This is a genomic window from Streptomyces xiamenensis (assembly GCF_000993785.3).
GTDB classification, from domain to species: domain Bacteria; phylum Actinomycetota; class Actinomycetes; order Streptomycetales; family Streptomycetaceae; genus Streptomyces; species Streptomyces xiamenensis.
In genome coordinates, this window is record NZ_CP009922.3 from 5,148,234 (window position 1) to 5,168,056 (window position 19,823).

At 72.6% G+C, this 19,823-nt stretch carries 23 protein-coding genes; 6 read left to right on the forward strand and 17 right to left on the reverse strand.

The features are described from left to right. The first annotated feature begins 41 nt into the window (after positions 1 to 41). Positions 42 to 425, forward strand: a complete 384-nt coding sequence (locus SXIM_RS23645; RefSeq protein WP_234306834.1) for a hypothetical protein — start codon at positions 42 to 44, stop codon at positions 423 to 425. 72 nt (positions 426 to 497) lie between these two features. Here the strand turns inward: SXIM_RS23645 and SXIM_RS23650 are convergent, their stop codons facing one another. The 5 genes from SXIM_RS23650 to SXIM_RS23670 all read right to left on the reverse strand — a co-directional run bounded on the left by SXIM_RS23650 (position 498) and on the right by SXIM_RS23670 (position 6,306). After that, positions 498 to 1,607 carry a Gfo/Idh/MocA family protein gene (locus SXIM_RS23650; RefSeq protein ID WP_046725080.1) on the reverse strand — a complete coding sequence of 370 codons (1,110 nt, stop codon included), beginning with the start codon at positions 1,605 to 1,607 and terminating at the stop codon, positions 498 to 500. After that, complete coding sequence (locus SXIM_RS23655) at positions 1,592 to 2,251, reverse strand: ThuA domain-containing protein (RefSeq protein ID WP_030730830.1); 660 nt, start codon at positions 2,249 to 2,251, stop codon at positions 1,592 to 1,594. The genes SXIM_RS23650 and SXIM_RS23655 overlap by 16 nt, the downstream gene beginning before the upstream one ends. An 824-nt stretch (positions 2,252 to 3,075) precedes the next feature. Continuing rightward, positions 3,076 to 4,098, reverse strand: a complete 1,023-nt coding sequence (locus tag SXIM_RS23660) for an enoyl-CoA hydratase/isomerase family protein (protein ID WP_046725081.1) — start codon at positions 4,096 to 4,098, stop codon at positions 3,076 to 3,078. Between the two features lie 34 nt (positions 4,099 to 4,132). Further along, positions 4,133 to 5,461, reverse strand: a complete 1,329-nt coding sequence (locus SXIM_RS23665; RefSeq protein WP_046725082.1) for an aspartate aminotransferase family protein — start codon at positions 5,459 to 5,461, stop codon at positions 4,133 to 4,135. Further along, entirely contained in the window at positions 5,458 to 6,306 is an 849-nt protein-coding gene (locus SXIM_RS23670; protein ID WP_030730842.1) for a nitrilase-related carbon-nitrogen hydrolase, read from the reverse strand. Before SXIM_RS23670 ends, SXIM_RS23665 begins: the two co-directional genes overlap by 4 nt. Positions 6,307 to 6,513: 207 nt before the next feature. Here SXIM_RS23670 and SXIM_RS23675 point away from each other — a divergent pair, with 207 nt between their 5' ends. Both SXIM_RS23675 and SXIM_RS23680 read left to right on the forward strand, forming a co-directional pair. After that, positions 6,514 to 7,257, forward strand: coding sequence for a hypothetical protein (locus SXIM_RS23675; RefSeq protein ID WP_046725083.1), 744 nt, complete (start codon positions 6,514 to 6,516; stop codon positions 7,255 to 7,257). 52 nt (positions 7,258 to 7,309) lie between these two features. Continuing rightward, on the forward strand, positions 7,310 to 8,131 hold the full coding sequence (locus tag SXIM_RS23680; RefSeq protein ID WP_030730848.1) for a GntR family transcriptional regulator: 822 nt from the start codon (positions 7,310 to 7,312) through the stop codon (positions 8,129 to 8,131). A gap of 66 nt (positions 8,132 to 8,197) precedes the next feature. Here the strand turns inward: SXIM_RS23680 and SXIM_RS23685 are convergent, their stop codons facing one another. The 9 genes from SXIM_RS23685 to SXIM_RS23725 form a co-directional block, all read right to left on the reverse strand. Then, complete coding sequence (locus tag SXIM_RS23685) at positions 8,198 to 8,659, reverse strand: DUF6278 family protein (RefSeq protein WP_046725084.1); 462 nt, start codon at positions 8,657 to 8,659, stop codon at positions 8,198 to 8,200. Between the two features lie 87 nt (positions 8,660 to 8,746). Continuing rightward, entirely contained in the window at positions 8,747 to 9,526 is a 780-nt protein-coding gene (locus SXIM_RS23690; RefSeq protein ID WP_030730854.1) for an exodeoxyribonuclease III, read from the reverse strand. A gap of 24 nt (positions 9,527 to 9,550) precedes the next feature. Next, positions 9,551 to 10,198 carry an MBL fold metallo-hydrolase gene (locus SXIM_RS23695; protein WP_030730857.1) on the reverse strand — a complete coding sequence of 216 codons (648 nt, stop codon included), beginning with the start codon at positions 10,196 to 10,198 and terminating at the stop codon, positions 9,551 to 9,553. A gap of 153 nt (positions 10,199 to 10,351) precedes the next feature. Continuing rightward, positions 10,352 to 11,203 carry a CDP-diacylglycerol--serine O-phosphatidyltransferase gene (pssA, locus tag SXIM_RS23700; RefSeq protein WP_030730860.1) on the reverse strand — a complete coding sequence of 284 codons (852 nt, stop codon included), beginning with the start codon at positions 11,201 to 11,203 and terminating at the stop codon, positions 10,352 to 10,354. Next, positions 11,190 to 11,822 (reverse strand): phosphatidylserine decarboxylase, encoded by a 633-nt coding sequence (locus tag SXIM_RS23705; protein ID WP_030730863.1) that lies wholly within the window; start codon positions 11,820 to 11,822, stop codon positions 11,190 to 11,192. The genes pssA and SXIM_RS23705 overlap by 14 nt, the downstream gene beginning before the upstream one ends. 374 nt (positions 11,823 to 12,196) lie before the next feature. Next, the gene (locus tag SXIM_RS23710) at positions 12,197 to 13,174 is read right to left on the reverse strand and encodes an HpcH/HpaI aldolase/citrate lyase family protein (protein WP_030730866.1); all 978 of its coding nucleotides are present in this window, start codon (positions 13,172 to 13,174) and stop codon (positions 12,197 to 12,199) included. A 59-nt stretch (positions 13,175 to 13,233) separates the two neighbouring features. Beyond that, a complete protein-coding gene (locus SXIM_RS23715) occupies positions 13,234 to 14,019 on the reverse strand; it encodes a TetR family transcriptional regulator (protein ID WP_046725085.1) in 786 nt (261 codons plus the stop codon). A gap of 57 nt (positions 14,020 to 14,076) precedes the next feature. After that, positions 14,077 to 14,592: a GNAT family N-acetyltransferase gene (locus tag SXIM_RS23720; protein WP_030730872.1), complete on the reverse strand. Its 516-nt coding sequence runs from the start codon at positions 14,590 to 14,592 to the stop codon at positions 14,077 to 14,079. Between the two features lie 99 nt (positions 14,593 to 14,691). Continuing rightward, positions 14,692 to 15,516, reverse strand: a complete 825-nt coding sequence (locus SXIM_RS23725; protein ID WP_030730874.1) for an endonuclease/exonuclease/phosphatase family protein — start codon at positions 15,514 to 15,516, stop codon at positions 14,692 to 14,694. A 23-nt stretch (positions 15,517 to 15,539) separates the two neighbouring features. On the opposite strand from SXIM_RS23725, the gene SXIM_RS23730 reads away from it, so the two are divergent. Further along, positions 15,540 to 16,244 carry an HAD family hydrolase gene (locus tag SXIM_RS23730; protein WP_030730876.1) on the forward strand — a complete coding sequence of 235 codons (705 nt, stop codon included), beginning with the start codon at positions 15,540 to 15,542 and terminating at the stop codon, positions 16,242 to 16,244. 4 nt (positions 16,245 to 16,248) lie between these two features. On the opposite strand, the gene SXIM_RS23735 is transcribed toward SXIM_RS23730, so the two are convergent. Further along, complete coding sequence (locus tag SXIM_RS23735) at positions 16,249 to 16,443, reverse strand: hypothetical protein (RefSeq protein ID WP_148236159.1); 195 nt, start codon at positions 16,441 to 16,443, stop codon at positions 16,249 to 16,251. A gap of 73 nt (positions 16,444 to 16,516) precedes the next feature. On the opposite strand from SXIM_RS23735, the gene SXIM_RS23740 reads away from it, so the two are divergent. Continuing rightward, positions 16,517 to 17,470 carry a LysR family transcriptional regulator gene (locus SXIM_RS23740; RefSeq protein ID WP_046725871.1) on the forward strand — a complete coding sequence of 318 codons (954 nt, stop codon included), beginning with the start codon at positions 16,517 to 16,519 and terminating at the stop codon, positions 17,468 to 17,470. Here the strand turns inward: SXIM_RS23740 and SXIM_RS28735 are convergent. Next, a complete protein-coding gene (locus SXIM_RS28735; protein ID WP_324604816.1) occupies positions 17,454 to 18,140 on the reverse strand; it encodes a type II toxin-antitoxin system RelE/ParE family toxin in 687 nt (228 codons plus the stop codon). The two genes, SXIM_RS23740 and SXIM_RS28735, sit on opposite strands and share 17 nt — an antisense overlap. Before the next feature lie 76 nt (positions 18,141 to 18,216). Further along, positions 18,217 to 19,185: a GlxA family transcriptional regulator gene (locus SXIM_RS23755; RefSeq protein WP_043177240.1), complete on the reverse strand. Its 969-nt coding sequence runs from the start codon at positions 19,183 to 19,185 to the stop codon at positions 18,217 to 18,219. A gap of 202 nt (positions 19,186 to 19,387) precedes the next feature. On the opposite strand from SXIM_RS23755, the gene SXIM_RS23760 reads away from it, so the two are divergent. Beyond that, positions 19,388 to 19,819 (forward strand): Rid family hydrolase, encoded by a 432-nt coding sequence (locus SXIM_RS23760; protein ID WP_046725086.1) that lies wholly within the window; start codon positions 19,388 to 19,390, stop codon positions 19,817 to 19,819. The last annotated feature ends 4 nt before the right edge of the window (positions 19,820 to 19,823 follow it).

Below are 19,823 nucleotides of genomic sequence, written 5' to 3' on the forward strand. Positions count from 1 at the left end.
TGATCACACCTGACCGGATCGAGGTATCCATGGTGAAGCGAATGACCCGTCCCGTTGCTCTGACGTTCGCGGCCGGCGCCGCGCTCGTCGCAGCCCTCACCACCACCGGCTGCGCCGCTGTCGACAAGGCCATGGACTGTGTCCGGGCCGCCGACACCATCGCGGGGCAGGTGGACGACCTCCAGCGCAGCGTCGAGCAGGTGTCGGACGACCCCACCCAGCTCGACACCTCGCTCACCGAGATCGACGGGACCCTCGCCGACCTCGGCGACAAGACGAGTGACGCCGATGTCTCCCAGGCGGTCGAGAACCTGAAGGAGGCCGTGAACAACATGCAGACGGCGGTCGCCGAGGGGGACACCTCGCCCGACATGACGCCCCTGCGGGACGCGGCGGGCGAGCTGACCAACGTCTGCACCCCCTGAGCGACCCCGGCCGCCGGTGGGTGCGTCCCCCGGGGACGCACCCCCACGGACGCCGGGAAACAGTGCCCCCGCTCAGTCCGCCGACCGGAAGGTGGTGACCGGCCCCGGGACGGCGTCCGGGCGGCCGGTGGCGCGGGTGACGGGCAGGGTGCCGCCGTGCTCCGCGGCGCCCAGCAGCGTGAGCATCACATCCAGGACATGGGCGGCGAGTTCGGCCGAGGCGAGGTGGGGGCGGCCCGTCGCCAGCGCGTCCGCCAGGTCCGCGAGACCGGCTCCGCGCGCGCCGGGCCGGTACCCGGCGGAGGCGGGCAGCGGCTCCCACTCCCCGGTGTCCCGGCTGAGGGAGGTGATCCCGTCGAAGGTGTTCGGGTCCGGGACGGACAGTGTGCCCGTCGTCCCGTAGACCTCGATACTGGGCAGCCGCGCGGCCTGGATGTCGAAGCTCATGACGAGCGTGGTCACGGCGCCGCCCACGTGGTGCAGCAGGCCCGTCACATGGGTGTCCACCTCGACCGGGAAGCGGGTTCCGGCGCGCGGGCCGCTGCCGATGAGGCGCTCCGCCCGGGACCGTGACGCCGCTCCGGCGACCCGGGCGACCGGGCCCAGCAGGTGGACGAGGGCGGAGAGATAGTACGGGCCCATGTCCAGCAGCGGACCGCCCCCGGGCCGGTAGTAGAACTCCGGGTCCGGATGCCATCTCTCGTGCCCGGCCGTGGTCATGAACGCCGTGGCCGCCACGGGCGTACCGATCTCCCCGTCGTCCACCGCCCGGCGGGCGGTCTGGATGCCGGTACCGAGCACCGTGTCCGGGGCGCACCCCACCCGCAGCCCGCGCGCACGGGACTCCGCCAGCAGGACGTCGGCCTCTTCCCGGCGGGCGGCCAGGGGCTTCTCGCTGTAGACGTGCTTACCGGCCCGCAGCGCGGCCAGGCTCACCGTCGCGTGGACCGCGGGGAGGGTGAGATTGAGGACGGCGTCCACATCGTCACGGGCCAGCAGGGCGTCGGCCGTGCCGGCGACGGCGACCTCTCCGGGGAGCGTGCCGGCCAGCCGCTCGGCGCGCGCCCGGTCGAGGTCGGTGACGGCCGCCACGCGCAGGCCGTCCAGGTCCTTCAGGGTCGCGGCGTAGGCGCCACTGATCGCTCCGGCCCCGATGACGCCGACGTTCAGCGGCTTGCCCACAGCAGGCCCCTCTCGGTGAGGGCGCGGACCTGCGGGACGTCGAAGTCGTCCGGCTTGTGGCCGATGGTGGAGACGAACACCCGGCCCTCGCCCCACTCCCTGGTCCACACGGCGGGGACGACGGCGGCGCGCGGCCGGGTGGCGTCCGCGTCGAAGGTGACGGTGGCCAGCACGTCGTTCAGCGGGTCGGTGGCCACCCAGTACTTCTCGGTGTGCACATCGAAGGCGTCCAGACCGGCGATCACCGGGTGGTCGGCACGGCCGGCGACCGGGCTGACGCGGTGGTCGCTGAAGCCGGGCGGGTGCATGAGGAACTGGCCGCCGGTCAGTAGCGCGTACTCCGGGGTCCCCCGGAAGGAGTCGACGATGCCGCCGTGCCAGCCGGCCAGGCCCGTGCCGGCGCGCACGGCGGCGGCCAGGCCCGCGCACTGCTCCCGGCTGATCTCGCCCATGGTCCAGCACTGGACGATCAGGTCGGTGGCGGCCAGGTGTTCGGCGTCCTCGTAGACGTCGAGGGACTGCGCGGTCCGCACCCGGAAGCCGTGCTGCCGCAGAAACGGGAGGAAGAGGTCCGTGGTCTCCACGGGCCGGTGGCCGTCCCAGCCACCGCGCACCACCAGTGCTGTTCGGGTGTCGGAGGTCAAGTCATCACCTTTCGGGAGGGGGTGGGAGGTGTGCCCCGGGTGAAGAAGGGGGTCGGGATGCGGAGGGCGGCACGGTTCCGGGCGGTCGGCCGCGCCGGGGGTCGTGCACGGCGGGGCGGGGCATGCGTGTACGGCGCAGTGTGTTAAACGTTTCATTCCGCCGGAGTGGCACGGGGAAACGTGCGCCGGGAATGTCCGGCGCGCGCCCGCCCCACCCCCAGTACGACACCACCATCGCCGTGGCACACCGCCGTCCGGCCGCCCGCAGCCGTGGGGCGGGAGTGGCGGGCAGGGGTCAGCGGCGGCCGAAGAGTTCCCCCCCGCGATGGCCAGCCGGGTGTCATCCCGCGCCCCGTGCGCGGATTCCGTGGTCAGGCGGAGGACGACGACATCCGAGCCGGTCACCTCGAAGCTCTGCCCGCCGGGCTCGTCGCGCAGGCTGATCGTCTGCTCGTGCGTCGTACCGTCCGTGTCGGTGAGGGCAACGATCATCCCGCAGTGGCTGCCCCGCGCCCTGATCGCCGCGGTACCCATCGGCGCGCTGCTCACCGGGCTGTGGTTCACCGTGCTGCGGCCCACCGTGCAGTCCGCCGTGCGGGACGCGGTGCCCGACGCCGTCCAGGAAGCCGTGGAGGAGATCGACGCGGCCCGCGACGGCGGACTGACCGAGGGCCAGGACAGCGGGCCCGCCGCGGGGGCGGGCGGTGCGGGCGGTGGCGGTGACCCTGCCGGTCAGGGCGCCGGCGGCGCGGACGGCGGCGCCGACGGAGCGGGCGGGGGCGGCGGTGCACCCGCCGCCGGGGAGCCCGGCGGCCCCGGCCTGGCTACCCGGGAACGCCCGCCGTCCACCCCGCCACATCAACCTGATCCAGCCGTTCCGGCCGCCAGCGCGGACGCTGATCCTTGTCGACCAGCAGCGCCCGCACCCCCTCCGCGAAGTCCGCCCCGCGCGCCACCCGGGACGCGAGCAGCAACTCCCGTTCCAGACACACCGCCAGGTCCTCGCTCGCCGCGCCCCGCTCCAGCAACTCGCAGGTCAGCCACAGACTGGTGGGGGAGAACCCGGCCAGCTCCCGCCGGGTCTCCCGCGCCCACGCACCGGGCTCGGCGGCCAGCCGCTCCAGAATCCGTCGCGGGTCCGCGTCCGCGAAGCACCGCCCGATCAGCTCGCGCTGCTCCGCCCACTCCATTCCGGCCGGCGGCGCCGGCCGGGCGAACCGCTCCACCGTCGCCACCACCCCGTCGGCCGGCGTGCGCAACGCCTCCTCAAGACCCGGGAGTTCCTCCCGCGGGACGAAGTGGGTGGCCAGACCGCACTCCAGCGCCCGCGCCGCGTCCAGCCGGGCCCCGGTCAGCCCCAGATACCGGCCCAGCGGCAGCCCCAGCCGGGGCAGGAACCAGCTTGCCCCGACATCGGGGAAGAACCCGATCCTGGTCTCCGGCATCGCGAACACCGCCCGCTCGGTCACCACCCGCACCGAACCGTGCACCGAGATCCCCAGCCCGCCGCCCATCACCAGGCCGTCGATCAGCGACACATACGGCTTGGGGAACCGCGCGATGCGGCCGTTGAGCGCGTACTCGGCGGCGTAGAAGGCGTCCGCCGCCTCCGGCGTCCCCGCCAGCACCGCTTCGCGTGCCGCCCGCACATCACCACCCGCGCAGAACGCCCGGGGCGAGGCGCTGCGCAGCAGCACCCCGCCGACCTCCGGATCGTCCTCCCAGCGCGCCAGCGCCCCCGCCATCGCCGCCACCATCTCCGCCGTCAGCGCGTTCAGCGCGGCCGGCCGGTTCAGCGTCAGCCGCCCCAGACCGCCGGAGACTTCCTGTTCCACCAACTGATCCATGGGCGCACACCCTACGGCGGCGCCCCCCTGCCTCCTACCCGTTCCGCCCCGCCAGTTCCGCGTCCACCCCGGCCAGGGCGGCCACCAGCAGTTCCGCGCCCTCGCGCGCCTCCTCCCCGGTCAGGCTCAGCGGCGGCGCGATCCGCAGGACACTCCCACCGGGCCCGCCGCCCTTGCCGATCAGCAGCCCCGCCTCCCGGGCCCGCTCCAGGACCAGGGCCGCCACCGCCGGATCCGGCTCACCGGTCCCCGGCCGCACCACCTCGACGGCGATCATCAGACCGCGCCCGCGTACCTCCCGTACCAGCGCGAGGTCTTCCGCGCCCGCCACCAGGCGCTCGCGGAGTTCCGCCCCCACCCGGCGGGCGTTCGACTGCAGGTCGTGCTCCAGCAGATACCCCAGGTTCGCCAGCCCGGCCGCCATCGTCACCGGACTGCCGCCGAACGTCGAGATGGAGTTCGCGTCCAGCGCGTCCATGATGTCCGCGCGCCCCACCACGCCCCCGATCGACATCCCGTTGCCGATGCCCTTCGCGAACGTCAGCAGGTCGGGCGGCCCGGCCGCCGCGTGCGCCTGCCAGCCCCAGAAGTGGTCACCGGTACGGCCCCACCCCGTCTGCACCTCGTCGCTGATCCACACGATCCCCTCCCGCGCCAGCACCTCACGGAAGGCCGCGAACAGCCCGTCGGGCCCGGAGGTGAAACCGCCCACCCCCTGCACGGGTTCGGCGATCAGCGCCGCCACCCCGGCCGGGCGGGTGTGCGCCAGCATGTCCTCCAGGTCGGCCACCGCCGCCGCGATGAACTCCTCGTCCGGCAACGCGGCGTACGGGCCACGCGTCCGTACACCGCCGTGCACGTACAGGGTCTGCAGCGGCGAGAGGGTGGTCGGCGACCAGGCCGCGTTGCCGGTGATCCCCACCGTGGAGAAGGACCGCCCGTGGTAGCTGTTGCGCATCGCCAGCACCTGGTTGGCGCCCCCGCGGTACGCCGAGGCCAGCAGCAGCGCCGCGTCGTTCGCCTCGGTGCCCGACGTCGTGAAGAACACCCGGGCGTCCTCGATCCCCGACAGATCCGCGATCCGCTCCGCCAGTTCCACCATCGGACGGCTCAGATACAGCGTCGAGGAGTGCACCAGGCGCTGCGCCTGCTCGCCGACCGCCTTCGCCACCTCCGGCAGCGCGTGCGCCGTCATCGTCGTCAGGATGCCGCCGAAGAAGTCCAGATAGCGGTTGCCGTCCGCGTCCCACACATGCCGGCCCGCGCCGTGCGTGAGCTCCAGCGGCCGCTCGTAGTAGAGCGTGAGCCACCGCGGCAGGACGGCCCGGTGCCGCTCGTGCAGGGAGCCGGTCCGCGCGCTCATGGCCGCACCAGCCCCTCGTACGCGTCCGGCCGCCGGTCCCGGTAGAACGCCCACTGCCGCCGCACCTCCCCGATCGCCGAGAAGTCCAGATCCCGCACCAGCAGTTCCTCCTCCTGGTCGCTCGCCACCTCGCCCACGAACCGCCCGCGCGGATCCACGAAGTAGCTGGTGCCGTAGAAGTCGTTGTCGCCGTACTCCTCCGTACCCACCCGGTTGATCGCCGCCACGAAGTAGCCGTTGGCCACGGCCGCCGCCGGCTGCTCCAGCTGCCACAGATGCGCCGAGAGACCGCGCGAGGTGGCCGAGGGGTTGAACACCAGCTGGGCCCCGGCCAGCCCCAGCGCCCGCCAGCCCTCGGGGAAGTGCCGGTCGTAGCAGATGGAGACACCGATCCGGCCCGCCGCCGTGTCGAACACCGGCCATCCCAGATTCCCGGGGCGGAAGTAGAACTTCTCCCAGAAGCCCGGCAGCTGCGGGATGTGGTGCTTGCGGTACCTGCCGAGCACCGTGCCGTCGGCGTCGATCACCGCCGCCGTGTTGTAGTAGTGCCCGGCGTCCTCCATCTCGAAGAGCGGCGCCACGATCACCAGGCCCGTCTCGCGGGCCAGCGACCGCAGCCGTTCGACGGTCGGCCCCTGCGGCACCGGTTCGGCCCACCGGTAGTGCTCGGCCTCCTGCACCTGACAGAAGTACGGGGCGTTGAACACCTCCTGGAACCCGATCACCCGAGCCCCGGACCGGGCCGCCTGCCTCGCGTACTCCTCATGCTTGGTGATCATCGATTCGGTGTCGCCGGTCCAGGTGGCCTGCACCAACGCGGCGCGTACGACATCAGCATCAGCCATCAGCTGCTCCTGTGGATGGGGCGATGGACACGCGGAGCGGATCCGTTGCGACGGTAGGATCCGTCACGCACCGTGGCAAGGGCATCAGCGTTACGTCGCCGAATCCACCGCGATTGCCACCCCACCGCGATTCCCGCCCCACCGGGAGCGGACCGTGGCCTTCAGGGGGGTCGAGGACGTCACACCCCGCCGGTAGAGTCCCCGCCCATGACCGAAGACGCCCGTACCCTCGCGATCGCGATCGCCGTGACCGCCCTCGCCGCTCTCGCCCTGGGCTGGTTCGCCCGCAGCCGCCTCAGCACGCTCGCCCACTGCCGCCGCCAGGAGTTCTTCGGCCTGCCGGACAACTCCGAGTGCATGCTGGTGGTCAGCCGCGACACCGGCACGGACGGCGCCGTGGCCCGCAACGACGTGATGGCCCTGCTGGAACTCTCCGCCGTCATACGCAACTGCGGGGCCCGCGCCCAGCTGATATCCGGGGAGACCGCCCGGCAGGGCTTCGGCGAGCGCACCGAGTTCTGCCTCGGCTCGCCGGTGGCCAATCGCCGCTCCGCCGCGCACCTCCACAGCCTGCTGCCGGGAGTCTCCGTCAACACGGACGCCGACCCTGGACCCGACCGGGGGGCGTTCGTCATCGGCAGCGAGCGCTTCCGGCTGGAGAACGGCTCCGTCGAACACGTCCTGCTCGCCCGCCTCACCGCCGGGCAGGAGGGCCGCCCCGTCTTCCTCGCCTGCGGCCAGCGCTCCATCACCCACCAGGCCGCCGCCCGCTACCTCGCCCGCCACAACGCCCGCCTCAGCCGCAAATACGGCTCGGGCGGCACCTTCGTCCTGCTGCTGAAGGTGGTCAACTCCCAGGCGTACGGTCCCGATGTCGTCGAACTGGTCAAGGACGTCACCCGCGTGGCGACCGTGCCCCAGCCCAAGCTCACCAGGAGTAAGGACCTCTGACCGCGCGTGACATAGTGACGTAGCCTGGACGTCGGCGGAAAGGATGATGAGGATGGGCGACGCCCGGCCGGTATACCAGCGCATCGCGGACGATCTGCGGCAGCAGATCGACGAGGGCACGCTTGCGGTGGGCGCGCGAATCCCCTCCCGCGCCGAGCTCAAACGCACCTACACCGCCAGCGACCAGACGGTGGACCGCGCCGTACGGGTGCTGAAGGCCGCCGGATACGCCACCGGCCAGTTCGGGCGCGGCGTCTTCGTCAGCGACCGCGAACCGCTCGGCGTCCTCCTCCGCTCCACCGGGGCCGTCGACAGCCCGCTCGCCGCCCGCATCCAGATCCTGTCCGGCGGTCGCGAGCACGCCCATGGCCACGGTCACGGCCCGGGGGAGGGGCACCAGGAGGGCCCGGCCGGCGAACAGCCCGACCTGATCTGGGAGGCCACCTCCACGGCCGTCGCCGCACCGCCCGAGATCGCCGCCCGCCTCGGCGTCGGCGTCGGCGAACCGCTGATGTGCACCCAGTACGAGTACCTGGCGGACCGCCGCCCCCTGCAACTCGCCACCAGCTGGGAGCCGCTGGCCCTCACCAAGGGCACCGACGTCCTGCACCCGGAACGCGGCCCCTATGCCCGGCGCGGTGTCCGCGGCCGGTTCGCGGCGATCGGCATCCGGATCGTCCGCGCCACCGAGACCGTCGCCTCCCGGCCCGCCACCGGGGCCGAGGCCGACGCGCTGGGCTGTTCGCCCGGCCAGTGCCTCACCGCCGTGCAGCGCACCCACTACGACGAGCACGACCGGGCCGTGGAGACCTCCGACACCGTGCTGCGGGGCGATCGCTGGCGTCTGGAGTACGCCATCGGCTTCGGCGGCTGAGTCCCGGCGGCTGAGTCCCGGCGGCCGAGCTTCGGCGGCCGAGAAGGCCCCGGCGCGGGCACCGGCTCAGAACCCGGCGCTCTCCGCGTACACCTGGGACAGCTCGGGCACTCCGGTGTCCGCCCAGTCGTGACCGGCCGTCAGCACATCCACCCGCCGCCCCGAGACCATCGCCACCACCGGCCCGCCGTGCGCCCCCGGCACCCACCGGGCCCCCAGCACCGTACGGACCAGCACCGTGCCCAGATACAGGCCCGCGTCCGTGCCCAGACCGGCCATCTCCTCCGGATCGTCCCGCCACCGTGGCAGCAACTGGTCCAGCGCTTCCAGCGATTCGGGCGTGTCTCCGAGCGCCACCCCGGCGGCCAGTGCCCTGGCCCGCAGCAGCTCGCACTCGGACAGCAGTTGTGCCACGCCCTCGGGATCGGCCCAGGCGCCCTGCGCGCCGTCTCCCGCCCGCTGACCCGGAGGGGCCCCAAGCCGCGGTTCGGCCCGCTTGCGCCAGTTGTCCAGGAAAGGGATGTTCATGCGCTTCAGCGTCCCACCCCGGGCCCGCAGGGCACCACAAGGCCACACCCGTCTTCTTGTTCGTGGCGGAATTTCGCCCCCGGGGCCCTACACCTCCAGGTCGACCACGACCGGCGCGTGGTCGGAGGCGCCCTTGCCCTTGCGCTCCTCGCGGTCCACGTAGGCGTCCTTGACCCCGCCCGCGAACGCCGCGTTGCCCAGCACCAGATCGATGCGCATGCCCCGGTTCTTCGGGAAGCCCAGCTGCCGGTAGTCCCAGTACGTGAACGGGTGGTCGTACTTCAGCGGGCGCGGCCGCACATCGCTCAGCCCCGTGCCGCGCAGCGAGGCCAGTGCCTCCCGCTCCGCCGCCGTCACATGCGTGGCCCCCTCGAACGCCGAGATGTCCCACACGTCCTCGTCCGCCGGCGCGATGTTGAAGTCGCCGAGCACCGCGAACGGCCGCCCCGCCGCCGCGTCCGCGCGCACCGCCTCGCGCAGCGCCGCCAGCCAGCGCAGCTTGTAGTCGTAGTGCGGGTGCCCGACCTCGCGCCCGTTGGGCACGTACACCGACCACACCCGCACCCCGGCACAGGTGGCGGAGACCGCGCGCGGCTCGTTGAGCCCGTCGTAGTCGGGGCCGCCCGGCAGCCCGGTCACCGGCTCGGAGATCCCGATCCGGGAGACCACCGCGACCCCGTTCCAGCGGCCGTCCGCGTGCACGGCCGCCTCGTACCCCAGTGCCCGCAGCTGCTCGGTGGGGAACGCCTCGGCGGCGCACTTCAGCTCCTGGAGGCACAGCACGTCGGTGCCGCTGCTCTCCAGCCAGGCGAGCAGCCTCGGCAGGCGTGCCGTGATCGAGTTGATGTTCCAGGTGGCGATGCGCATCGGCTCGGGATCTCTCTCAGACTCTTAGACGGTGGTGGAATCGCCGGGGGTCATCCGGGTGTAGGCGGTGCCGCCGATGCCCGGACCCTGCGGCCCCAGATTGCGGCCGTAGACGCCCAGGCCGGTGTCGCTCAGCAGCCCGTCGTGGACCGCCAGCGCCCGCTGGGCGCCGACCTCGCGGGCGTAGTCCACGATCTCCGAGAACTTGTTCCACGGAGCGTGGACGGGCAGCAGCAGCGTGTGCACGGGACGGTCCGGCACGGTGAGCGCGTCGCCGGGGTGGAAGACCTCGCCGTCCACCAGGAAGCCGATGTTGGTGACCCGCGGCATGTCGGGGTGGATCACCGCGTGCAGCTCCCCGTGCACCTCGACCCCGAAGCCGGCGGCGGTGAAGCTGTCGCCGTGCCCCACGGTGCGCACCCGGCCGGGGAAGGCCGCGCCAAGCTGCTCGGCGACGCTGCGCAGCGTCCACACCTCGGCGGCGGGGTTCGCCTCCAGGGCCGTGCGCAGCCGCTCCTCGTCGAAATGGTCCGGGTGCTCGTGGGTGACCAGGACGGCGTCGGCGCCCAGCGCCGCGTCCTCCTCGCTGAACCGCCCGGGATCGATGACGAGAACCCGCCCGTCGTCCCGGGTGAGCCGTACGCAGGAGTGGCCCTTCTTGGTGAGCTGCATGCCCGCCATTGTGCTACGGCCCACTGACAGGGGCCGCCGCGACGCTCCCCGGACCACCGTGCCCCCGCGCCGCCCCGTACCCGGCGAACGCCAGGGGCCCGGGTGACGGTGACGTCACCCGGGCCCCTGGACCCGCTCTCCGCCGACCGTCCGCTAGGACTGGGCCTCGGCCCGCGCCTCGCGCCGCAGATCGCGGAAGTTGTACACCCGCCGCACCATGGCGAACAGCGGGATCACCGCCCCCAGCACCAGCTGGAGCGAGCAGCCGGTCTGGAGCATCAGCTCACCGCCCGGCGCGTCGAAGGCCCACGCGGTCAGCAGCGCCATGCTCAGCACGATCCAGGCGAGCATCGCCCCCGCCAGTGGCCCGCGCGGCTTGGGGTACTCGACCCGGCTCACCATCAGCCAGGCCACCCCGACGATCGCCAGCAGCGTCGGCCAGAACGGCAGCTCGAGCAGCACGATGGAGACCACCGTCAGCGCCCCGAAGGGGCTGGGCATGCCCTGGAAGACCCCGTCGGGCATGGTCACGCAGGAGAACCGCGCGAGCCGCAGCACCACCGCCAGCAGTACGGTGATCGCCGCCAGCGCCGCGACCGGCTCGTGGGCGTCGCCCACCACCATGCCCCAGACGAGAACGAAGTAGGCGGGGGCGAGACCGAAGCTGATCAGGTCCGACAGATTGTCCAGTTCCGCACCCATCGGCGAGCTGCGCAGCTTGCGCGCCACCAGGCCGTCGAACAGGTCGAAGACCGAGGCCAGCAGCATCAGCAGGACGGCGGTGGCCGCGTTGTTGCGTACCACTCCGACGTCGCCGCTGCCCGTCAGGTGCGGGATCAGGACGCCGGTGGTGGTGAAGTAGACCGCGAGGAAGCCACAGATGGCGTTCGACAGGGTCAGGGTGTCCGCTATTGACAGTCGCATCGACAGCGGAAGCTCATCCGCTTCGTCCTCGTCCGCCTCCGGTACCCAGGCGCTCTGCGCGCCGCGGTCAATCACGGTCAAGACGTGTCACCCCCGCTGTGGTCTTCTCGCCGACCTCGACCGCCGGCTCGATGCCCTCGGGAAGATAGACATCCACCCGCGAGCCGAATCGGATCAGCCCGATGCGCTCACCCTGCTCGACCTTGCAGCCCTGCGGCACGTACGGCACGATCCGCCGCGCGACGGCGCCGGCGATCTGCACCATCTCGATGTCGCCCAGCTCGCTGTCGAAGCGCCACACGACGCGCTCGTTGAACTCGCTCTCCTTGTCGAACGCCGGAACGTAACCGCCCGGGACGTGCTCCACGGAGGCCACGGTGCCGGCGACCGGCGCGCGGTTCACGTGGACGTTCAGCGGGCTCATGAAGATCGCGACCCGGGTGCGCCCGTCCTCCCACGGCACGATGCTCTGCACCACGCCGTCCGCCGGACAGATCACCCGGCCCTGTCCGATCTCCCGCTCCGGGTCGCGGAAGAACCACAGCATGCCCGCGGCCAGCGCGGTGGCCGGGACGGCGGCCGCCGCCCAGCGTCCGGAGTGGCGGGCCTTGGCGAGCGAAACGGCGGCCGTGGCGACCGTCGGCAGCAGCCACGGCGAGGCGCCGCGGGCGAGGCGTACGGACGAGGAGCGGAGCGGCATGGGAGACCTTCGTAGCGGGGAAAGCCGCGCATCCCGAAGCGGCGCGACTAAGCCGATGCTAGCGGCTTCGGACGGTAACTCGGCAAGCCAGCAGGCCGAGTACGGCCATAAGTCCTGTTCTGGCGTCGATCTGCGTGTCTCAATAATGCCCAGATAGAGGACATTCAGCCCTGGCCACCATACGGGAGAACTCGCCCGAACGGGAGAGGGGAATCTGGATCGCCCGGCGAATTCCGAGATGTACCACGGCACAGCGTGAGTTTCCACACGCGCAACGTGATGCGCGGCCGGCGCGGATCCGGCTTGCCATCATTTGGTAAAACCTCGGCCAACGCCGGGCGGGCCCTCGTCACCCGCCGTCGCCGGCCGCGTGCTCAGGGGGAGGGCGGCGTGAAGGCCGAGGTACGGGCCAGGCCGGCGGCCCGGCCCTTGCCCGCGAGGACCAGCGCCATCTTCCGGCTCGCCTCGTCGATCATCTCCTCGCCGAGCATCGCCGCGCCCCGTGCCCCGCCGGCCGCCGAGGTCCAGTAGTCGTACGCGTCCAGAATCAGCTCGGCGTGGTCGTAATCCTCCTGGGAGGGCGAGTAGATCGCGTTCGCCGCCGCGATCTGGTCCGGATGCAGCACCCACTTCCCGTCGAAGCCCAGCGCCGCCGACCGCCCGGCCACCTCACGGAACCCGTCGGGATTGCGGATCTGGAGATAGGGGCCGTCGATCGCCTGGAGTCCGTGCGCGCGGGCCGCCATCAGAATCCGCATGAGGATGTAGTGATAGGCGTCCGCCGGATAACCCGGCGGCTGTTCGCCGACCACCAGTGACTTCATATTGATGGATGCCATGAAGTCGGCGGGGCCGAACACCAGGCTCTCCAGCCGGGGTGAGGCCGCCGCGATCGTGTCCGCGTTCACCAGTCCGCCGGCGTCCTCGATCTGCGCCTCGATGCCGATCCGCCCCACCTCCAGGCCGGCCGTCCGCTCGACCTGGGTCAGCAGCAGGTCCAGCGCCTTCACCTGCTCGGCGTTCTGTGTCTTCGGCAGCAGCAGCGCGTCCAGCCGGGCGCCCGCTCCCTCGACCACCGTGATCACGTCCCGGTATGTCCACGGCGTGGTCCAGTCGTTCACCCGCACCACGCGCGTTCTGCCGCTCCAGTCGCCCTCGTTGAGCGCCTCGACGACGGCGTCCCGGGCCCGCTCCTTGGCCAGCGGCGCCACGGCGTCCTCCAGGTCGAGGAAGACGGCGTCGGCCGGCAGGCCCTGGGCCTTCTCCAGGAAGCGCGGGTTGCTGCCCGGAACGGCCAGCACGGAGCGGCGGGAGCGCGAGGGGCGCTGCCCCGGGGAACCGGGGACGGTCATACGGGCCTCCAGAGCGGGGGACGGGACGGGGACGTGCGGCAGGGAAAGGAGTGGAGGAGTCAGCGGCGGCAGTCGCGCAGGGCCTGCTCGATGGTGCGCATGACCTCGTTCAGCGGAGCGTCGGTACGGGCCACCGTGACCAGCACCTCGCCGCCCCCGCCCGCCGGGGCCACCTCGGCCGCCGCCACCGGGGGCGCGGGCGCTGCCGTGGCACCGCCGGCGAACACCGGCAGCGCGCCGAAGGTGCTGCGCACGATCGTGAAGGCGTGCTCCAGCTCCGCCTCCACATCCCCCTGCCCGCCCCGGCGCAGCCAGCGCCGCAGTACATGGTTGTGCGCCGTCACCACGGAGGAGGCGGCCACCTCGGCGAGCAGCGGTTCGTCGCCGTTGTGCGAGTTCTCGTCGAACCGGGCCAGCAGATAGCGGGTGAACAGCCGCTCGTACCGGGCGACCGAGGCGATCTCGCGTTCGCGCAGCGCCGGGACCTCCCGGGTCAGCTTGTAGCGCTCGACCGACAGGGCGGGGGAGGCCGCGTACATCTTCATGACCTCTTTGATGCCCCGGCAGATCGTGTCGATCGGGTTCTCCCGCTCGGGGGCCGCCTCCAGGACCTCCTCGGCACGCACCAGGGTGTCGTCGTGGTCCGGGAAGATGGCCTCTTCCTTGGAACGGAAGTGCCGGAAGAAGGTTCTGCGGGCCACTCCGGCGGTCGCGGCGATCTCGTCGACGGTGGTGGCCGCGTACCCTTTCGTCGCGAACAGCTCCATGGCGGCGGCGGCCAGCGCCCGGCGCACCTTCAGGCGCTGGGAGATCTGCGGACGGTCGGACTTCACGGGCTGAACCATGCAAGCGAACGTACTCCATCCCCCCGCCCCCCGCTGACCATTGCCGATGCGGTGCCGTCAGCCCCGTGCGTACCGCAGTTCGGCGACGCTGACGCCCTGGATCTCCTCGGACTGTTCGGCGCCGTCGGGGGCGAAACCGGCGCGTTCGTAGAAGCGGAGCGCCCGCATGTTGCCGCGCACCACCCACAGCCGGACGCGGGGGAGCCCGTCGGCGGACAGCCGGGCCGTGGCGGCCTCCAGCAGGGCCCGGCCGACGCCCGTGCCGATGAACCCGGGGTGGACGTACAGGGCGCGCACCTCGCCCCAGCCGGCCTCGTGCGGGCGGTAGGGGCCTTGGCAGGCCCAGCCGATGATCCGACCGGGCTCCCCGGGCCCCGACGCCACCAGATGGCCGGTGCGCGCCGTGGCCCCGGCGAGTCCCCGCCGCAGCCCCGCCGCGAACGGCAGCGGGTCCAGGTCATCGAGGTAGGGCCGCGGCATGATGCCCCGGTAGGCGTGCCGCCAGCCCAGGACCCGGAGCCGGGCCACGTCGTCGGTGTCGGCCTCGGTCATCTCCCGTATCGATAGAGTCATCTGACCATTCTTGGGGTGCGGGCGGGGCCGGTGCCGGGCCGGGTCCCGGATCGGGACCGTACGGGACTTCACCGCCACCGTGGGCACGCCCCCGGCCGCCTACGCCTCCAGCTCGGCCACCACCGCGAGATGGTCCGAGGGCCACACCCCGTCCACCGGCCCGTCCCCCGCCCGGCGCACCGAGCGCACCCGGCCGGTGCCGTCCGCGGCCGGCAGCCCGGTGTGGATGTAGTCGACCCGGATGTTCAGCCCCAGACCGCCCGCCAGATAGGGGTTGGCCGTGTCCCAGGTGGCCGACGGCTGCCCCGGCTCGGCGTACCGCCAGGCGTCCAGCAGCATCTGCCCCGGCACCGCGGGCGCCGTCAGCCGCCCGCCGAACAGCCGGATCTCGTCGGAGTCCGGCTCCGCGTTGAAGTCGCCCGTGATGACCGGCGGGAACGCCCCGCCGCCGCGCCGGTCCGCCACCATCCGGGCCAGCGCCCGTACCTGCGCGCACCGCACCCCGGAACCGGCTGGGCCCGAGTGCAGATGGGTGGTGAAGAACGGCACCGGGCCGCCGGGCGCGGCGATCCGCGCGTACAGCGCCACCCGCCCCTCGTCGGGGCCGTCCCCGCGCGGCAGCGGCAGCACCGCCGACTCCTCGATCGGCCACCGGCTGAGCACGGCGAGCCCCACCCCGAGGCCGGGCGGCGCGGACGCCGGGATCCGCTCGCTCCAGTGCGGGGGCAGCGCCGCCGGGGCCCAGGCCAGATGCAGGCCAAGCTCCGCCGCGAGGTGTTCCGCCAGATGCCCCTCCGCGGTGCTCCACACCTCCTGGAGCCCGCACACATCGGGTTGTTCGGCGCGCAGCACGGCCGTGATCGCCGCCTGCCGCCGCTCCCAGGGACCGAACCTCCACCACAGATTCCACGTCAGGAAGCGCACAGGCCGATGGTACGGTCCCGGACATGCTGACAGGTGCGGGCATCCGGGCCGTCGTGTGGGACATCGACGACACGATCTTCGACTACACCGGCGCCAACGAGGCGGGCGCGCTCGCCCATTTCGCGGCCGAGGGGCTGCCCGCCACCGCGGCCGAGGTGGCGCGGTGGACGGCGCTGATGCGCGAGCACTACGACCGCTATCTGGCGGGCGAACTGGCCTTCGCCGAGCAGCGCCGGGAGCGGGTGCGCGCCTTCCTGCGCGACCCCGGCCTTCCGGACGGGGCGGCGCAGGAGTGGTTCGACCGGTTCAGCGTACGGATGCGGGCCGCCTGGCGGCTGTACCCGGACGTGCTGCCGGCGCTGGACGCGCTCACCCCGGGCTACCGGCACGGGCTGCTGTCCAACTCCAACCTCGCCCACCAGGACGACAAGCTGCGCAGGCTGGGCGTCAGGGACCGGTTCGAGATGCTGCTGTGTTCGGAGGAGCTGGGCCACGCCAAGCCGGCGCCCGAGGCGTTCGCGGCGGCCTGCGAGGCGCTGGGCCTGTCTCCGGATGAGGTGGCGTACGTCGGGGACCAGCGGATCACGGACGCGCAGGCCGCGACGGCAGCCGGGCTGTGCGGGATCTGGCTGGATCGTGGGGAGTCCGGCACGGCCGCCGAGGTGCCCCCGCACCGGATCACCACCCTGAGCGCCCTGCCCGGACTGCTGGCGCGGCTGGGCGGCTGACGGCTCAGTTGCGCCGGCCGCCGTCGTGCGCGGTGCCGCCGGCGGTCGTGCGGGGGCGGGCGCCGGGGGAGTGCGGGTAGAGCGTCATGCGGGGGCGGCCCTCGGTGTCGCGGGTCCACACGACGGTGCCCTCGCTGGTCAGGTGGCGGGAGATCACGGTCTCTTCGGCCTGTGTCGCACGGTTCACTGAGGTGGTCATGGCACCAGTGTTGGACGGTTCGACCGTTCGCGTCCATTGAATGTTTCTCCGGGTGTATGTGCACAATCACTGCATGATTGATCTGCGACGGGTCCAGGTGCTCAGGGCGGTCCACCAGCACGGCACGGTCACCGCCGCCGCGGCGGCCCTCCATCTGACCCCCTCGGCCGTCTCGCACCATCTGCGCGAACTCTCCCGCGAACTGAAGGTCCGGCTCATCGAGCCGCAGGGCCGCCGCATCCGGCTCACCGGGGCGGCGCACGTGGTCATCGAGCACGGAGACGCCATGGTCGCCCGCTGGGAGCGGGCCGAAGCCGCACTGGAGTCCTACCGCTCCGGAACCTCGGGGCTGCTGCGGATGTGCGGCTTCCCCAGCGCCGTCGCCGCGCTGATCGCCCCGGCCGCCGCTCTGCTGCGCGCCTCGAACCCCGAGCTGACGATCGAGGTGAGTGAGTGCGAGACCCCCACCGGTTTCGATCTGCTGCTGGCCACCGACGCCGACATCGCCGTACTCGCCCCCTCCGAGGACTTCCCGCACCCCGGCGACGCCCGCTTCGACCAGCGCACCCTGCTGGACGAACCGCTCGACCTGCTCGTCCCCGCCGGCCACCCGCTGGTGCGGCGCACCCGGGGCGGGATCCAGGGCGTACGGCTGGAGGACACCGCGCGCGAGGAGTGGATCCTGGCGGCGCCGGGCAGCTGCGACCACCATCAGCGGGTGGTGGTCTTCTGCGCGGTGGCCGGGTTCACCCCCAAGGTCGCGCACTACGTCCGGGACTGGATGGCGATCTCGGCGATGGTCGGCGCCGGACTCGGCGTCTCCCTGGTCCCCAGGATGGCCCCGACCCCGCCCGAGCACGCCGTGGTCCGGCTGCCCCTGACCGGCGAACCGGCCCTCACCCGGCGCATCCTCACCTGCGTCCGCGAGGGCAGCCGGGACCACCCGCTGATCCAGCACGGCCTGAAGGCGCTGGCGGAGGCCGCCGCCGCCGTCCCGGAACGGGTGGGGATCACACCGCCCGGGTGATGAACTCCACCGTGGTCATGTCGGAGACGATGCGCAGATCCAGCCGGGCGTCCAGGGCCGTCGTCAGGGTGCGCAGGGAGGACACGGCCGGAGCGATCGCGCCGCCCTCGATGCACTCGATGTCCGCCTCCGACAGACCCGCCCGGACCGCCAGCTCGGCCGGGCTCAGGCCCAGCTGCGTACGGCGGTCGTACACGGCCTGCCCCAGCGCGACCGCCGCCCCGGCCTCCACATAGGCGGGATCGGCGCGGTGCTCGTCGGGGATACGCCAGCTCCCGTGGTACCCGCGGCCCCCGCCGGCGTCGGTCCGCGTCCACGCGATGACCGAACGCCGCGAGCGCGGATGCTCGGTGCCGCACTCCTTCTGCTTCTGCCGGGCGCGCCGGATCTGGTCCTCCTCGCGCAGCCTGGCCCTGCGGAACACCGTCAGGAAGACGATGCGGCGGCCCGGGGCGAGCCAGTAGGTCAGCCGCACCGGCTCGTTGCCCAGGACGAACCGCAACTCGCGCAGGGAGCCGCCCAGATGCCGGGTGTACGGGTCCCCCAGCGCGGTCGGGGCGTCGGCGAGACGATCGGCCTGCCGCTCGACCACGCGATGCTGCGAGGGAGGGAGGGCGTGCACCCACTCCAGCACTTCCGGTTCGAGTTCGAAGTCCCAGCGCTTGGCCATACCCCCGAGCCTAGTGATCGCGCGGACACCGAACGTGCCATTCCCGGCGTGGTTCACCTGCACGGGATCCCTCGCGTCAACGGGTTGACCTGCTGGGGACGCCGGACTCCTGCCCGCCACCGTGTGCCGCGCGGTACGCGCTCGGGGTCATGCCCAGCTCCCGGCGGAAGGCCGTGCGGAAGTTCGCCGCCGATCCGAACCCCGTCTCCCGGGCGATCCTCTCCACGGTCCAGCCGGAGGTCTCCAGCAGCCGGCGCGCCCGCAGTATCCGCTGCACGGCGACCCAGTGCATCGGCGGCATCCCGGTCTCGCGCGCGAACCGCCGGATGAACGTCCTGCGGGACAGCAGGCTGAGCTCCGCCAGCCCCTGCACGGTGAGCGGTGATCCGAGATGCGCCAGCGCCCACTCCCGGGTCGCCCGCAGATCCTCGCGGGAGGCGACGGGCCCGTCCACGTACTGCGGTTCCTGCGCCCCACGGGCCGCGGGGAGCACCACGTCCTTCGTCACACCGTCCGCGACCGCCGCGCCGAAGTCACCGCGTACGACGTGGAGGCAGGCGTCGATTCCCGCGCCCGCGCCGGCCGATGTGAGAAACGGGCCGTCCTCCACGAACAGCCGGTTCTCGGCCACGCCGACCTCCGGGTAATTCTCCCGCAGTTCGGCGGTGTGCCGCCAATGCGTCGTCGCGGTCCTTCCGTTCAGTGCTCCGATGTCCGCGAGGGCGAACACTCCGGTGCAGATCGCGAGCATGCGCGCTCCCCTTTCCGTCGCGATGCGCAGCGTTCTCGCATAGGAGGAGGGAAGGGGAAGCAGCGGATCGTCATAACCCGGCACGACGACGACATCGGCGCTCTCCGCCGCCGAGAGCGGGTGCGCGGGGCCGAGGCCGGTGGCGGTGCCGGCGAACGGCGTGCCGGGGTCTGGGTCGGCGTCCTCGGTGCCCTCGGCGCACACCAGGACCCGGTAACCCGGGTGCCGGCCGAAGACATGCGTGGCGATGCCGATGTCCAGCGTGTACGCGCGCGGCACCGCGAGGATCGCCACGCTCCGCGTCTCTTCCGTGGTCCCCAACGATCCTCCCCGGTCGGCCCGCCCCCGGCCCAGCGTACGGGGGGCGGAGTGACAGCCCCGGAGCGCGGCACGATCCTTGCGCCCCGTGGCACGGCCGCCGCTGGTGTGCCCCGACCCGGCGCTCCTACGGTTTCCGTACATCCCGAAGCGATTCCGTCCGCACGATCGGAGCCCCATGACTCCCGCACGCCGCACCGAAATCCACCACGTCCCCTGGGAGGAGAGTTATGGATACGTCCAGGCGGTCCAGCACGGTGACACGATTTACCTCTCCGGACAGGTCGCGCACGACGGACCGCAACTCGTCGCCCCGGCCCCGGTCGATGCCACCGGAAAGGTCACCGATGTCACCAACACCGGCGCCCAATTGCGCCAGTGCTACGCCAACGCGGCCCAATTGCTGGAGCGTTTCGGCGCATCGCTGGACGATGTGGTGGACGAGGTCATCTACGCCGTCGACGTGCCCGCCGCCGACGCCGCGGCGGGACCGGTGCGCAAGGAGGCGTACGGCCGCCCCGACCCCCAGGTGGCCAGCACCATGATCGGCACCCCCCGCCTGGCCTTCCCCGAACTGCTGGTCGAGCTGAAACTCACCGCTCGCCTTTGACGTG